Origin of the sequence: Tellurirhabdus bombi (assembly GCF_021484805.1) — a bacterium.
GTDB lineage: Bacteria > Bacteroidota > Bacteroidia > Cytophagales > Spirosomataceae > Tellurirhabdus > Tellurirhabdus bombi.
In genome coordinates, this window is the sequence record NZ_CP090557.1 from 4632830 (window position 1) to 4647668 (window position 14839).

Genomic DNA, 14839 nt, shown 5'->3' on the forward strand with positions numbered 1-14839 from the left:
ATGACAGAGCAATATTAGCTTCAATAGTTAATATTACTATTAACAGTCGAAATTTATTAAAAATTTTCATTCTATTTGTTACCCAGTTGCCTAATTGAATTGATCAGGATTAAATTCTGGCCCGAATGCTCCTTCCCCAAGATCAACCGGATGATTATGCCATTTTGATACACTACTATCTACCGTCACTAGTTTAACTTCAATACGTACTTTGCTACCAGCATCAAGCATTAAGGTTTTATCCAATCGGTTTAATGAATGTGGGTTGGTAAGCAGTCGACCACGATCCACTTCATTTACGTACACAATTACCTCCAACTGCTCAGTAACGCTTTCAACCATGAGCCGGTAGGCATTCGCCACTACCACCTGATTTGTTTTGATCCGGGACAGTGTACCATCGTTTTCTAACCAGCAAGTCAATTCAGCGCAAACCGACTCAATGTATACGTAGCCGCCGTTGGTTGCTGCAACTTTGTTCGACCAGAAATCCGTTTCGACCAGTATAGCATTTCCGTTCATCAATCGTTGTATACCAATTGGCGCACTTTGCTGATAGTCGCCTTCACAACGCACCGAATAATGATCAATGAGCAGGTTTCGGTGTTTGAGGGCGGCCCAGAGTGCCAGGTGAAAACTTTCCGGCATGGCACGGGTTGTCAGATTCCGAGTCAGAGCACCGCTTGTTCGGTCGCGTACCATTTCGTGATTTAAGGTTGACCACAAGTTTTCCTCCTGACGAATCCGGCCTTCACCAATGTAGACTGGCAGACGAAGTTGCTGGAAAAAGCCCGGCTCGTGGTAATCGTAGCCAAAAACCGAAGAATCATCCCGGTACCGAATTAAGGCAGTTTCTTCGTCGTCTTCGTCCATCACATCCAGCCGGTTCGACTGGGCGACAACCTTCTTTGCTTTTGAGTCCCAAAGCACAAGCGAATATTGGCCTGGCTCCAGATCATCAGGAATCAATACCTCAGCAATTACCTGCGCGTGTTGGCCGGCCCAGGTTGCGCCTTCAATCACATCGATATCCGCAATGTTGGTTTCATCGTATAGCAGCCCTGGTATGGCGTAGGCCGTCACCGGCTGATTTTCCGGAACGTCGAACGTGAACGGGTGCGTTGCATAGCCGAGTTTTCGGGCAATATCCTTTACTGTATCGGTTTCCTGAGCGACAACACGAGCATCCTGCAAACGAAACTCATTGTTGCGGCGAATGGACGAACCGATAATGATGCTGTATCGATCTCGTTTGTGACTGGCTACGGTTGTCTTTCCAGTCAGAGTAAGAACTGGATTGTTCGTGTTCTGATAGGTGCGCACGCCGGGCAAAATGGTTATTGTGGGAGTCTGACCCTGTGGTACGGCAACCAGGTTAAAGAAAGCGTCAATCGTTGCCTTTGTATCGTTATCTGAAGCAACTTTGGTAATGGTCGTCATGCCGGGTGCCGAAATCTGGTAGAGATTCCCCGGCTGCACATCAGCCGCTACTTTGCCCTGGTACGTATCAAAACCGCCTCCGTTGTTTCCCGTGTAAGCTAACTCCAAGCGGGGCCGGTTCGTATTGTCCAGCACATAACTTCCTCTGGTAACCGCATACGGCACCGGCGTTCCACTCACAACAGTCAGTTTACCATCTGATACGCCAAGTGCTTTTAAAATTGCAATGGGAAGTTCATTGCCAACGGCGGTGTAGGATATTGAGCCAAGTTTGTAAACATTGCCGCTTTCAATGTCATCCCCAACAATAACCTGAAAAGTATCCATGCTGGCCACGGTAATTGTCTCCAGCTTTCGGGCGTTTAGTGCTGGTTGGTTGGTGTTGTATTCAATAACCGAACCCAGGCCAACGCGCACCGGCGCGTAACCGAGCTTGAAGCGCTCCGAATGATGGAATCGAATTTCCAGTTCGTTCCCGTCATCGACAACCGAAACCGGCGTGTAGGGATTATTGATAAAGAAATTCCGGATTGCGCGGACGTAGTCAGGAAGGCTTGTCTGCTGTCCTTTGAAGGTACCGCCAAGCGTGCGCGTAGTAATCTTGGGAGTATCGGCAAATACACCAATTACCTGCACCTCCACCAGTTGAAAGCGGTAATACGGATCACCGGCCGAAATGTACCGTAACTTGGTCGCCTGCACACGCACGTAGCGGCCACGAGTATTGATACTAAATTCCTGGGGCGTTGACACTTCAACCGCGTTAGTTCTCGTTACGACAGTTTGCCAGGTCGCATAATCATCCGACACATCAATCGTAAAGTCGATTGGATAACCCTGCGTGGTCACTGGCACCAGAATTACCTGGTCAATCTCAGCTACTTTCCCCAAATCGACAACCACGTATTCCGTATGATTGGGGTTAGTTAAAAAGGTGTCCGAAGACCAGCCAAATTTCCCGATCTGAGAAGTTAAAAGACCATCTGTTAGATTGGCCGCCGCCCAAAACTCACCCGCTTCACTACTGGAAAGTACAGGCTTACCAATCGACAGGATGCGTTTAACTTCCTGGGGTGTTGGCACATCACATTCCAAAGCAAATTGCCGGTGTTCGCCTTGTGGGGCCGAATTCACGCGCAACCGAATCAGACTGCTTGTCTCGCCTAGCTGGGGCCGAAGTGTTCCGATCGCTTGGGGCAAAACTTCTTCTGCATTGCAGGGAAGTAATCGAATCTGAAGCCGGTCGTAGTCCACGCCTCCGAGGTCTGAGCGCGGTACCAGAAAACGCAGGAGATCACCTGGCACCGCAGGCAATTCGTAATGATTCAGCGCAGGCTGATTGTAATTCTTCTCGCAGTTTACGAGGGAGAAAAAACGCAGGAAATGAATGAATTTATTCATGTGTACAGGACAAGAGTTACAGTATCACCTTCTTGGCTTCGTCGCCATGAGGCATCCATGAGCAGGCCGGTTTTCCAGGCTCCGGTAACAGGGCTAAAAAATTCAATGTGATCTCCTAGCTGTCGATAGCGTACCATGGACAGAGGTGCTTCCAGCGTTGTCAGGTTAGAGCCGATTAAAGCAGTACTTGGAAGCATAGCAGCCGATTCACTAAGCAAGTCAGAATCATAGCTGATTTGAGCGCTGGCATTGCCCGTTGCCGATTCCATAACCAGTTGGCCGCATCCGATCAGCAAGGAGGCCCACCGCGAAAGATTGCGCCGGGGCGTAATACGCAGATTTAAGGCGTTTTCTGGCTCTAAAATTCCTGTGATGAAGTCAACAGCCTCTAAACGCTCATTATGCCAGCCAGTAGGCTTTTTGTGCGCACAAATCAGGAAAAGCGATTCGTCGTAAGTGTCGGCTTTGGTGCTTGATGCCGTATCAGCCTGATATTGTTTCCGGCGCTGTTCCTCAATCAATGTACCAGACGCAATCAGCTTCGAACGCAGATCCAGCGATTTGCGCACGGTTGTAATGCCAGTCCGGTATTGTCGCAAGGAGTTTACTTCGTTCCCGGAGGCCAATGATTCACCCTGCCACGTTTCGTAGCCGACCAGCACCTCAGAAAACAGCATTTCAAGGTTTGGTACCTCCCGAAAACTATTCAGCTCTTTGATGCGCGAAACGCCTTGAAACTGCTTTTTCTCGACGACAACCCGATCACCAACGACGTCCGTTTTGAGGTTGAAAATCCGGTCTAGCGATTCGAACAAGTCCTGATAATTGGTAACGACAGGCTTGACAACTCCCCGCAGGTTTGCCCCGTTGGTCACAAGCAGGCTACTCCCCGGGCCGGTCGCGAAGAAATCCGATTTCAATGTCAGTGAGCCGCCCGACGCTCGGTTAACCAGGTGAGCAAGTAATGAACCAGCGGTCAGGCAACCAGCGAAAGAATCCGGGACATTGATCGACTCCCGGACGGTTATTGCCGTGTCGGAATGGTAGGCAAACGTGTAGCTGCTGATCTGATTGGTACTGTACCATTCCAACCAAAGCTTTTCGTTCGGCGGCACAACGGCCGTGATGCTCACTACCGCCGCAATTAATTCAGGCGAATTTGTCACGGAGAATGTACCCACGGGTATAGGTTCCAGGCCTCCGACGCGAACGCGCAGCATCGGTGTCAGGCTGGTACTGGCCGAAGCATCCAACTTGATCATTCCCGTAATAATCAGGCTTTGCGGATGATCCGTCGTATTCTGGTACAACTCCGTATTTTTCTCAGGGCGGTCAACGCTCAGTAACGTTCCCGGCACTGGCTGTTCCCGTTCGTCTTTCTTCCGCATTGGGACGCTGTGCGTTAGCGTTAACGGTGCACCGAAAGGAGCTGAGCCACGTACGGTTGAAATGTCAGGATTGAGCGTATAGGTTGCGGCCCCAGATAAACGCCGGGCGTGCAGGTAGACACTGGTATCAGCATCGATGCTGTAACGCGTTGTCAGATTGGCTTCAAATTCTGCAATCCCTTTCGGGTCACGAAGCGCAACAGAAATGCGCTCCCCATCGTCGGAATACTGGCTATAATCAATTGCCCCATCATAAGCCGTTTCGATTCCGTCCATAATCCGAAAGCGAGTTTGAGCCTGAACACTGCTTTTCTTGTAGCGGTCCCGGAGCAACCGAACGGCTTTTGCCTCCGAAAATGTAACACTTCCTAAGCCTTCGACGTAGCCAATACTGCGATAGAGAAACCCCCAATAGCGGCGGTTTCGCTCTTTTCGGAACTTAAGCCCATCCGATTGGAGTGGGCTTTCAATTTCCAGTTCGTCTAGCAGGTATTTCATAGCGCTTCTTGTTGATTGGTAGACTCTAATCTGATGAATCGACTAGAAATGATAGCCCACAAATATAAATGGTGTTAATAATAAGTTTTCTATGGAAAACTTATTATTAACACCATTTATATTATCAATACCGCTTGCTTCTATGATTATCCTTTGACGTAGAATCTTTAGCTCTACTCAAATATTAATTTAACTTTGGATGCAGTCACAAAGAATATAAAGATGAAAACCATTGGCCCATTGCACCTAGAAGATCTAGAGCCACATCGCTTCGAGGATCTAGTACGTCAACTTCTTTATGATTTCCGAAACTGGGCAGAGATAGAAGCTGTTGGACGATCTGGTTCAGATCATGGTTTTGATGCAAGGGCGCGAGAAGCTTCCATTCTGAACTTTGATCAGGAGGCCAATTATGATGATGAATCAAATACGTCCGAACAAGTTCCGACTGCACCTGATAGGGTTTGGGTCGTTCAATGCAAACGTGAGAAAAGTATTGGTCCAAGTAAATTAGCTTCTTATATGGCTGATCTTCCAGATACTCAGCAGCACGGCCTTTACGGTGTTGTTTTCGTAGCAGCCTGCGATTTTTCTTTTGCAGCAAGAGAAGCCTTTAGGGACGCAGCAAGAGAAAAAGGATATGCAGAAGCTTACTTATGGGGCAAGGGTGAAATTGAAGATCAGCTCTTTCAACCCAAAAATGACCACTTGCTATTTGCCTATTTTGGTATCTCACTCCAGACAAGGAAAAGAGGCATCACCACATCCGTTAGAGCAAAATTAGCCGCCAAGCGTAAGGTTGTTAGAGTTTTAGAGGAGAACTACAAAGACAGATTTGTGTTAGTAAGAGATGCTAGTGACGAGCGATATCCTCATGCTGATGGCAATAAACTTCCTGGACAACGCTTACGTGGTCGTTGGTGGTTGCTCAAATTCGAAGCTGTATATGCACAAGGTGTTTTATTTAAACTCAAAGATATACCTGCGTACCTTGCAGACGATCAAAAGTCTTGGGACTATATGTACATTGACAGTTTAGATATGGCTCTAGCACTCCCTTCCGAGAATTATTGGACAACTCAGGACACAGACCTTTTTTCTCCATCTTTGCATAAAGATCATTTGAATTACATGGAGGTTTGGTCAGAACTACCGGACAAAAGCAAAGCTACATATCTAGAATTTGGTATAATACCCTATGAAAACATCATTGACATTGATGAAAGAGGTGACCAGTATTTTGAAGGCCCGCATTTATATATCTTACCTTATGAGTCTTTAAATGGACCTTTTAAAGACGGTACACGGTCTTATGTTGAGCTAGATAACAGTTGGGATAATTTTCACGTTGAAGCGCTCCCAGAGAACCGAATAAGCTGGTTCCATAATGTAAAAGAACAAGCTGAAAAGATTCGCGCAGAACGCGAGAACGGATTAAGCACTGGCTCCTAAAGCCGCCCCCGGCTTTAGCGTTGAAAAAGGTTGCCGTAGTAATTCTCTTTTGATTGGGTGCCAGCGACGGAAATACCAAAGCCATTTCGATCAATGCTGACGTTTACCAGTTTCTTGTTCTCCAGTGTACGTTGCATGTCCTGAATGGCGCCAACCATTTCGCCTAAATTGACTACAGGTGGTGTACTTCCTGAATCAATATTCGCAGGTAGACTAATGGAGTGTGCCATGCTCGACCAGCGTGTCGGGTCAAGCAGTTGGGGGAACTGAGCCGCTAACTGATCATGCAGGCTGATTTTTCTCACCAATACCTCATTGGATAGACCAGCACCGCCAATCTGGTTGTTCTGATCGGCTGAAATTACCCGTTCACCTTTGGTCAGCATGGCCGGAACCGTATCAACACCGTCAGGATGCCCCAGGCCCAACACCGATGGCGTTCCTTGAAAGAAGAAAGAGCGAGCACCGTTCACGATTTTAACCAATTCATCATTGCTGATTTCACCCAGCGCCCGATTTTGCTCGACCGTAAGCACCCGCTCCCCTTTGGTCAGCATCGCCGGAACCGTATCAATTCCGTCAGGATGTTTATCTGAATCTACATATTCGGTACCCTTGGCAAAGTGCAGCGATTGAATCACCGCAATGGCCTCGTATAGCTGATCAATCGCCGCGTTGGTTTTTCCCTTACCAATACCAAACAGGTGAAACTTCCCGCGTAGAATGGCGATCTCTGCTTCTAATTCGGCTATTTTCATCGCTTTGGTAGCCTCGAAGATGGCACGCTGCGCATTCTTGACTTCCTCCTTATACGCATTATTGGTCGAAGTCATCTGGGCCATAATCGAAGCATCCTTCGCCGCAATCTCATCCTTTAGGCGTTTGATCTCAGCCGCCGTTTCTTCGTTATTCTTTTTAATCAGATCCTGCGTTTCCTTATCCTTTTTGGCCATCTCATCCTTCAAGGCATCAACCTGATTTTTGGTCTCCTCCTCGAGCTTACGAATCGCATCGGCTTCCTGCTGTTTGGCCTCTTTATTAGCCAGCGAAATTTCCTTCGTTTTATCCCCAACCGCCGTTTGGTATTCGGCGTGCTTATCCATAATCAGCTTTTCAAACGCATTGAGAATTTCAGTACGTTCCTGAGCCGATTGCGCCCGGGCTAGTTCCCGATCGCGGGCCGCCTGTAACGCCGCAACCTCCCTGGCCTCCCCTTCCGCCAACAATTGTTTCCGGTACCGGTCGTCTTCCTGAAGCCGCAACTGCTTATCGGAATAGAACTGCTCAGCAGCCGCTTTCTCCAGGGCTAAGGTTTCATTCAGCTTGGCAATCTCGGCATCTTTGGTTTCTTTGTAGGCCCGAAGTTCTTCCTCCAGAGCCGCTTTCTTGGCATCACGGGAAGCCTCTGCCGCGTCAATTTCAGCCTCTTTCGTTAGAGTGAACGCGTCCAGTTCCTCTTGCAATTTCTGAATATTCAGATCACGCTCATCCTTCAAACGTTGCATATCCAGTTCCAACTGGGCAATTTTCATTTGCTCCAAATTGGCCTGATGCCGTATCTCAGCCGCCTCCATTTCAGCTTTGCTTTCTTTCCAGAGGATCAACGTCTTGATCATAGCCAGGGAGAAACCTGCGCCAAAAGCCCCTTTCTTGAAATCCCAGATTTCCCCCAAACGCTCGGTCGTATTGGCGTTAATTTCTAAAACGCTGGATGAATAAGATAACTGGGCATCGACTAAATCCCGGCTTTTGGTCAACTCAACCTGCTTGGCGTAAAAGTCTTGAATGATTTTTTCCCGATCGGCGTAGCTGCCCTTGAAGTTCTCCAGTTCCAGGCTCAAGGTGCTTTCATTGAGTTTTAGAGCCGAATTGTAAAAATCAACCAGTGCATCACGTAGGAAAGTGATTGATTCCGCAACGGCTCGGGCGCTGGAAACTGCCATTTGAAACAAGACTCCTTCAATGGAGCTGATAATTTCAACAGCCATCATCGCCACGGCGGTAAACGCAACCTGCCCTTTGGCCTTCGCCTCGACCAGATTTTTCTCGGCTTCAGCAATGACACCTTTCTGCTTTTCAATCAACGCCTGCCCTTTCTTGTCATCTTCGGCGTACATGCCATCCAAAACAATCAGGTGCTGTTTCGCCGCCAGGACTTTGGAGGCCGCAATAGCTTCGGTTTTGCCCGTCAGGGAGTCCAGATCATCAAAGGCTTTACCTGCTAGTCGGGCAAGCTGACCGAAGACACCTTCCATTTTGCCCATTTCAGACAGCACCATACGGGCCGCCTCAACCCGCAGGTTCTTTTCCATTTCGGTCGTCTCCTGGGTAACTCTGGCTGTCTCCTTGCGAGACTCCTGAATGATCTTCTCGTAGTTTTCCAGCTCCTTAGCCGCCTCATTCGCATCTTTGATGTGTTTTTTTAGCGAACGCTCACGCTCATTAAACCCACGGGCTTCCAACAGACCGACTTCATCAATCTTGGCCGACAACTTCTGCCAGTAGTCGAATTCTTCCTTAGTCCGCAGGTCATTGTACTTCTGATGAATGGCTTTGATCTCGGACTCGGCTTTCTCGACAGAAATCTTTTTGTGATTCATTTTGTCAACTTCTGCCTTTTCCAAAGCGTCCAGGTGTTTAAGCCGATCTTCGAGGGTTTTCTGATTCAGGCCCGTTTCGATCACCGCCAGCTCGGATGCATTGAGCACCGCTTTGGCTTTCTTCTTCTTGCCCTGGTCATCCATCCCTTTCAACTCTTCTTCGTGAAAGGTACCGGCAATTTTGGCCAGGGTATCTCTGTGCAGCTTATCTTCTTTCTCGTAAGCCTGGGTGCCTTTTTTGAGGTTTTTGATTACTTCCTCATGCCGTTTGTTTTCGGCGGCAGTTGACGCTTCTATTGAAGACTGACGGGCGGTGTCCATCCGACGTTCATGCCGGTCGTACCCCTGCTGCACCTCTTTAAAGCCGTCCTGTAACCTGAGCGTAGCTTTGATTATATCCCCGTTGATCAGGTTATCGAACGTACTGCCAAGCCCTCCCTGCACCTGTTTGTAGACTTCTACGCTTTTGTTAATCTCGGTGAGCAGCTTCTTGCTATCCCCACCGATGCGATTCACTAGTTCTTCCGGTAGCCGCTTGGCAACGCGCTCCATGAGTTCAGCCTCTTGCTGCAACAATTCCTGCTGGCGCTTCTGCAACTGGTCAACTTTGTAGGCTTCCCGGGCCAATTCAATGCGTTTGTCGTAGGATGCATTGACCCGATCCAGAATACCTTTAAGCTGATTGTTACTGACTTTCTCAGAATCAAGTCCGGCGAAGTAATCCGGGTATTTGTTGATCAATGCCTGAATAGCCGCCGCCCGTTCTTTTGTGCCTTCTTTAGCACTCGTGGCAATCTTGGTCAGAGCTTGCAGGGTAGACATTTCTTTCTGCAATTCCATCTCCTGTTGACCGACAACCTCCCCGACTTCTTCATTGACAGTTTTGAAGGCGAAGAAGGCAGTTGTAGCCAGGGAAAGCAAGGTAACAACTGCACCAATCGGGTTAGCAACCATAGCGGCCCACATCGCCCGGAGGCCATTTGTCGCCCCGGCCATAATTGCGGTTACGCCAGCGGTGTTTCTAGTTAGTAAGATTTGAGCAACGGACAAATCTGCTGCTCGACCCGTAGCAATAAGCGTTTGCGCGTTGGAAAGCGTAACGGCTGTTCGATAGGTAATCCAACCGGTTGCCGCCGTAGCCAGCGCGTTCATGGTTCGCTTGATGGCGCTTTCACTTCCAACCGTTACATCAATGAAGTCGGACATGGCTGAAATGCCCCTCGACAATCCGTTTTCGAAGAAATCCCCGATCCGTCCTTTTGCCACAAAGAAGGTATCAGCCAGGTTAGACATTCGACCGCCTAGTGTCTGCGCCTGCAATGCCATCAGGTTGTAATAGCGTCCACCTTCTGAACTAGCATCGAAAATGGCTTTCTTGACCTGCGCAAAGCTGATTTCGTGCGCTTCTGCCATCTTAATGACTTCACTGCGCGTTTTATCCATTGAGTCAGCCAACAGATCATAGAGAGGCACCCCATTCTCGGCAAACTGGTTTAGCTCCTGCTTCATCAGCTTGCCCTTACTTTGCACATCCGTAAAGGCTTTGGCAATCCGGGGCAGACGATCCTGACCAACAACGGCGGCCATGTTGCCCAGCGCTTCAAGTGTCGGTACCAGTTCAGCCGTGGCAACGCCCATACCCTTCAGGGTAAACGTCGTGTCCATCAATGCCTCGATTTCAAACGGGGTTTCTTTAGCCAGGCGAATAACATCGTTATACAGCTCGTTGGCTTCCCGCTTGGAACCGATCATTTGGGTAATACCGGTCTTGAAAACATCCAGTTTGGATTTAGCATCAATGACCGCCTTCGTAAAATCGTAGATTTCATACGCCCCAAACGCAGACGCGACAAGGGTACGAAAATCCCGAATCATGTCGTTTTGATCTTTCAAGGCCATCGTCTGCTGTTGCAGTTCGGCCTTGAGTATCATTGTCTGCCGGTTTTGCTCATTTCGAACAATGGCTGTTTGCTGGTCCTGATTGGCTTTAACCGCTAAAGTTTGCTGGTCTAGTTCTGCTTTGAGCTGAGCCGTTGTCTGGTTGGCAATCCCTTTGGCAATAATCAATTGCTCCTCAGCCGCAGCTTTGGCAGCAAGCAACTGTTCTTCAGCCGCAGTTTTTAACACAAGAGTTTGCTGGTCGGCTTCAGCTTTGGCGGCCGCCGTGCGTTCAGCGGCTTCGGCCTTGACAGTGGCTGTTTTCTGGGCTTCTGAGGATTTGACTTGTGCAGTCTGTTGGTCAAGGTCGGCTTTCAGCTTGGCAGTCTGTTGGGCCGATGCATCTTTGACAGTAGTAATGGCCCCGCCTTGCTCTTTCCACGCTTTGTTCAATCGCTCCAAAGCGGCTTCCTGCTGGGCAACCGATTGTTGTAAGCCAGTAGCTTGTTGCTTGACAACCTGTTCTTGTCTCTGAGTTAATTCAATCAGAGACTTAAGCTGCTCCTCAATCGTGGGAAGGTTGGAAACAGCATCAAATTTAAACCGAACGTTTTCTTCGCGGGTAGTCATAATAAGGGGGTTGACTACCCGCGAAGGTAAGAATTGTTAATAATTAATTTTCTATAGAAAATCTATTCTTAACAAAAGTATTAGCAAAGCTCAGAATTTCTTTTCGGCTGACTGGGAATCTCACTAAGAATGCTCTGGGCTTTCATTACGAATGACAGCGTTTCAATAACGCAATTAGCCTGACGTTTCGATTGCTGTCGAATATCGAACAGGCGATAAAGAAGAGTTTTAAATTCGTTGTACCACGCTGTATCAGCATGGGAGTCGGCTAAAAAGATATGGCATTGAAGGAAGCAATCCAGAGCCAATTCTTCGGGTTCAATTTGGATAACGGACAAAGGGTTAGCATAACGGACATTGAACAGATAATTTTCTAACAATGCAACGTCCTGTTGCTGGCGAGTAAAAACTTTCAACATACTGGTACTAAGTTACTAAGTTAATTGGTTACGGTGTCGTTACTTCCTTCTTTGGCTCTGTTTCTGAGCCATGTGTCAAAATAGATGTGGTATTCCTCGACAGTAAGTCGATCAAATTTTCGTATGCGTTCAATGTCTCCAGACGCGACGCGATAAGCAAGTTCGTACCGCTCTTTAACCCAGCCGTCCTGTACTGCAAGGCTATTCTGCTCAAGTCCAACTGTTCCAGTAGATTGAGATTCTGGATATATTCCAGGATGTCTTTGTCTACAAGCGCCGACAAGGGTACGAAGCTGCCGACAAGTGTGCGTAAAAAAAAACCGTACAGCTCCGGAAACTCCATCCAGCTTTCGATTTTCCGTTTGTTCGTCTTTTTGTCAATTACTGCGGGGTCTTCCTCTTCCGAAAAATACCAGATTGAACTGATTTCATAAACTTGATTCACATCAAGCCCAAACTCCCGACGCTGGTTAATGCGATCCTCAATGGTCAGCACTTCACGAATGCAATCCTGGGCCTGTCCGGGATTAGTTTGCATGACCAGCAAAGCCTGCTTTAACAGATCCGCTTTCGTAGCCTGAGCCGTATCCATCAATTCGCTGGAAATCTTCAACGCATCATGTTTGCGCAGAACATCCGAGAATGAGTGAAAACGCCCCATGTACATATTGATACCTCCCTGGGTAGCTTGGTAATAGGTAATTTCATCCCGAACAAAAGGCGTCCCATCGGGTAAAATTGCTGGCTCGATCTCTCCCCTTTCGAGCGATTTCTTAAACTCTGGATGCATATTAGGCTTCTAATTCGATGACGCTGTACAACAATTCAATATCCTGTTGAGAGACCCCGGCCAACGTATAGTTGACAGAACAGGCGAACAACTCAGGCGGGTAACTCTTATCCTGATTAATTGGAACGCGCAGAACACCGCCAATTATCGCGTTTGTGTCTACGCTGAAACGATCAACCTGAATACTTCGGGTAGAATCCAACCCATTCAAACAGGCTGGTAATAAGTGGCTTTTTGATACACAGACGAGGGTAAAGCTCAGATTGTAGACATGCTTCGTGAATGCACCGTAAGGCTGTTTAATTGGCGCTCCTCCCCCTGTAAAGATGTGAAGCAACTGAACATCGAAGTTTTTCGTATCGAGAACAAACGGCCTGTTCTTTTCGGCAGCAATGACGGGTCTTACCCCGTTCTCACTTTGCAAATGAATTAGTGTGGCCAGACCATTAGCCTCAATTCGTTTACCCGATAAAGCCTTAGCAATACGTTGATTAATTTTGGTTAGTGAATCGACTACCATTAGCGATTGAAGGTTTCGTGTACTTGATCTAAAAAGCCGTTCACGGCACGGTTACGCTCGTCATTGGTCATTCCAAAAGCCTCCCCAAAATAACCCTCCAGATGGTTCGCAATTTCGGCAGCTTCATCATTGTCAAATCCAACGCTGGAACCGTCTGCATCCGAACTCAATACGCCCCAGGCACTCATTAAATTACCATTCATCGTGAAGTCAATTTGAGCAACCTGTAAATTAAGCCGTTGACGCGTCCGACCGTGGTATTTCGAATACTTACCTAGCCGTTCGCGGGCCTGCGTGGTCATCTGCACCCCTGCCACATTCCTCCCGCTCTCCTGAATACGTCTACGAACCAATTCAGCCGCTACCTCAGCCGTATTCCTCAGATTGCGAGGTGTACCAGATTTGATAGCCTCCAATCTTTCCTGCTCGCGATACAGCACTTCAAGCAGATTGGAATAAATGTCTGTCAGCATAGCATCTTATTGGCCGTTTACAAAACTGCCCATGTACACTCCAGGCTGGTCCTCTGGAGCCTGATACAAACAGATTGAGTCCTGCAATTGCTGAAAGATCAGCTTTGCAGCTTGGCTGGTCCGGTTTCGGGCTTCCTCTTTGTAGTGCGCAATGTTGTCCTCTGTATTCATCCGGTTCGTGTTGGTAAACAGGTTGACATTCGACGAAGCCAGTTTCTTTTCCAGCAGGACAATTCCGCATCGATAGGCATAAGCCCACCACAGACGTTGTGAAAACTGTCTGGCTACGCTGGCAATATCACAGATTAGCGAAGCATCAACATGAAAGCAGCAGACAGCCTCTTGCAAATCAGAACGATCATAAGGCCCATCAAGCGCCAAATCACAAGCTGATACATATATCAGTTCAGGACATGGGGCAAGTTCCAACTCCCGCAATGTCAGGTTTGTAATGTCAACGCCTACAAATACGTCAACACCTTGAAATTCAACGGGGATAACCTTATCAATCTCAATCGGGATTTTATTCAAACCTGAGATAACAGTCAGTTCCTGCGAGTGCAGTTCTGTACCCAACATCAGGTCGAACACCTTTAAGATTGTTGTTGCGCTGGTTGTGCTGATAAACACGATATTTTCCAGCTTCATAGCAGCATGGCGACCTGCGTAGGGAACGAAGATAGAAAGCCCAAGATAACACGCAGCGGAATTTTGTATCAGTGCGGGCAGTATTGGCCGGGGTTGGTCCAACGTTGCAGCAACATGTCGAAAGTTGGCATACTTAGCCAGTTCAGTTTCAAGGCTAGTCAGTAGTTTTTCCTGGGCTAGTTTCTGAGTTCCTTCCCAAACTTCGGCAGCATCGTCATCACCTTCGGCAACGGCATCGGCTAGTTCTGCACTAATGCCCGGCAGTTCGTTAACGTGAACCTTCATCCCGTCAGCACTAACACCCTGTAAACCAACGAATTTAGAAAACAGTAATTCGCTCATTTCGCATTCATTTTCAGGTTCTCAAATCGGCTAAACTCAATGGCTGCTTTGCGCGAATGGTGCGCTCTCAACCTTTCCTCCAGAGCAGTCATACCCGTACTCTGTTGGCGGTCACTGTATGAAATAAGTTGTACCAGAGCGTCATTGATAAGTCGGAGTGCCGCCATACGCTCAGGGGAGGCTAACTCTTTTGACTGGCTTACCAGCAAATCACCCGCAGCAATTAGCGTTTGGGTCATTTTATCGTGTTGGGCCTTATCAAAACTCATTGTCTGAAAATGAATACATCGAAGATGATTTAGTTTTCATGGGTAATATTAATATTAACAAATGGAAAGAAAAAATTAATTCTGTATTAAC

10 protein-coding genes are annotated in these 14839 nt (G+C 47.9%); 1 reads left to right on the plus strand and 9 read right to left on the minus strand.

Annotated elements, in window-relative coordinates:
- Positions 1-90: 90 nt before the first annotated feature.
- Positions 91-2841 carry a discoidin domain-containing protein gene (locus L0Y31_RS19710; RefSeq protein WP_234734799.1) on the minus strand — a complete coding sequence of 917 codons (2751 nt, stop codon included), beginning with the start codon at positions 2839-2841 and terminating at the stop codon, positions 91-93.
- Complete coding sequence (locus L0Y31_RS19715; RefSeq protein WP_234734800.1) at positions 2838-4727, minus strand: hypothetical protein; 1890 nt, start codon at positions 4725-4727, stop codon at positions 2838-2840. Before L0Y31_RS19715 ends, L0Y31_RS19710 begins: the two co-directional genes overlap by 4 nt.
- Positions 4728-4949: 222 nt before the next feature.
- On the opposite strand from L0Y31_RS19715, the gene L0Y31_RS19720 reads away from it, so the two are divergent.
- Positions 4950-6179, plus strand: coding sequence for a restriction endonuclease (locus tag L0Y31_RS19720; protein WP_234734801.1), 1230 nt, complete (start codon positions 4950-4952; stop codon positions 6177-6179).
- Positions 6180-6193: 14 nt separating this feature from the next.
- Here the strand turns inward: L0Y31_RS19720 and L0Y31_RS19725 are convergent, their stop codons facing one another.
- The 7 genes from L0Y31_RS19725 to L0Y31_RS19755 all read right to left on the minus strand — a co-directional run bounded on the left by L0Y31_RS19725 (position 6194) and on the right by L0Y31_RS19755 (position 14748).
- On the minus strand, positions 6194-11287 hold the full coding sequence (locus L0Y31_RS19725; RefSeq protein WP_234734802.1) for a tape measure protein: 5094 nt from the start codon (positions 11285-11287) through the stop codon (positions 6194-6196).
- Between the two features lie 80 nt (positions 11288-11367).
- On the minus strand, positions 11368-11706 hold the full coding sequence (locus L0Y31_RS19730; RefSeq protein WP_234734803.1) for a hypothetical protein: 339 nt from the start codon (positions 11704-11706) through the stop codon (positions 11368-11370).
- Between the two features lie 28 nt (positions 11707-11734).
- The gene (locus L0Y31_RS19735) at positions 11735-12496 is read right to left on the minus strand and encodes a hypothetical protein (protein WP_234734804.1); all 762 of its coding nucleotides are present in this window, start codon (positions 12494-12496) and stop codon (positions 11735-11737) included.
- A gap of 1 nt (position 12497) precedes the next feature.
- Positions 12498-13016: a hypothetical protein gene (locus L0Y31_RS19740; protein WP_234734805.1), complete on the minus strand. Its 519-nt coding sequence runs from the start codon at positions 13014-13016 to the stop codon at positions 12498-12500.
- Positions 13016-13489, minus strand: a complete 474-nt coding sequence (locus L0Y31_RS19745) for a hypothetical protein (protein ID WP_234734806.1) — start codon at positions 13487-13489, stop codon at positions 13016-13018. Before L0Y31_RS19745 ends, L0Y31_RS19740 begins: the two co-directional genes overlap by 1 nt.
- Before the next feature lie 6 nt (positions 13490-13495).
- Positions 13496-14479, minus strand: coding sequence for a hypothetical protein (locus L0Y31_RS19750; RefSeq protein WP_234734807.1), 984 nt, complete (start codon positions 14477-14479; stop codon positions 13496-13498).
- Positions 14476-14748 carry a hypothetical protein gene (locus L0Y31_RS19755; protein ID WP_234734808.1) on the minus strand — a complete coding sequence of 91 codons (273 nt, stop codon included), beginning with the start codon at positions 14746-14748 and terminating at the stop codon, positions 14476-14478. Before L0Y31_RS19755 ends, L0Y31_RS19750 begins: the two co-directional genes overlap by 4 nt.
- Between the last annotated feature and the right edge of the window lie 91 nt (positions 14749-14839).

What these genes read in the sequence shown, in the direction of transcription:
- L0Y31_RS19710 (WP_234734799.1), bottom strand. Translation starts at nt 2,841, where the DNA reads ATGAATAAATTCATTCATTTCCTGCGTTTTTTCTCCCTCGTAAACTGC.
- L0Y31_RS19715 (WP_234734800.1), bottom strand. Translation starts at nt 4,727, where the DNA reads ATGAAATACCTGCTAGACGAACTGGAAATTGAAAGCCCACTCCAATCG.
- L0Y31_RS19720 (WP_234734801.1), top strand. Translation starts at nt 4,950, where the DNA reads ATGAAAACCATTGGCCCATTGCACCTAGAAGATCTAGAGCCACATCGC.
- L0Y31_RS19725 (WP_234734802.1), bottom strand. Translation starts at nt 11,287, where the DNA reads ATGACTACCCGCGAAGAAAACGTTCGGTTTAAATTTGATGCTGTTTCC.
- L0Y31_RS19730 (WP_234734803.1), bottom strand. Translation starts at nt 11,706, where the DNA reads ATGTTGAAAGTTTTTACTCGCCAGCAACAGGACGTTGCATTGTTAGAA.
- L0Y31_RS19735 (WP_234734804.1), bottom strand. Translation starts at nt 12,496, where the DNA reads ATGCATCCAGAGTTTAAGAAATCGCTCGAAAGGGGAGAGATCGAGCCA.
- L0Y31_RS19740 (WP_234734805.1), bottom strand. Translation starts at nt 13,016, where the DNA reads ATGGTAGTCGATTCACTAACCAAAATTAATCAACGTATTGCTAAGGCT.
- L0Y31_RS19745 (WP_234734806.1), bottom strand. Translation starts at nt 13,489, where the DNA reads ATGCTGACAGACATTTATTCCAATCTGCTTGAAGTGCTGTATCGCGAG.
- L0Y31_RS19750 (WP_234734807.1), bottom strand. Translation starts at nt 14,479, where the DNA reads ATGAGCGAATTACTGTTTTCTAAATTCGTTGGTTTACAGGGTGTTAGT.
- L0Y31_RS19755 (WP_234734808.1), bottom strand. Translation starts at nt 14,748, where the DNA reads ATGAGTTTTGATAAGGCCCAACACGATAAAATGACCCAAACGCTAATT.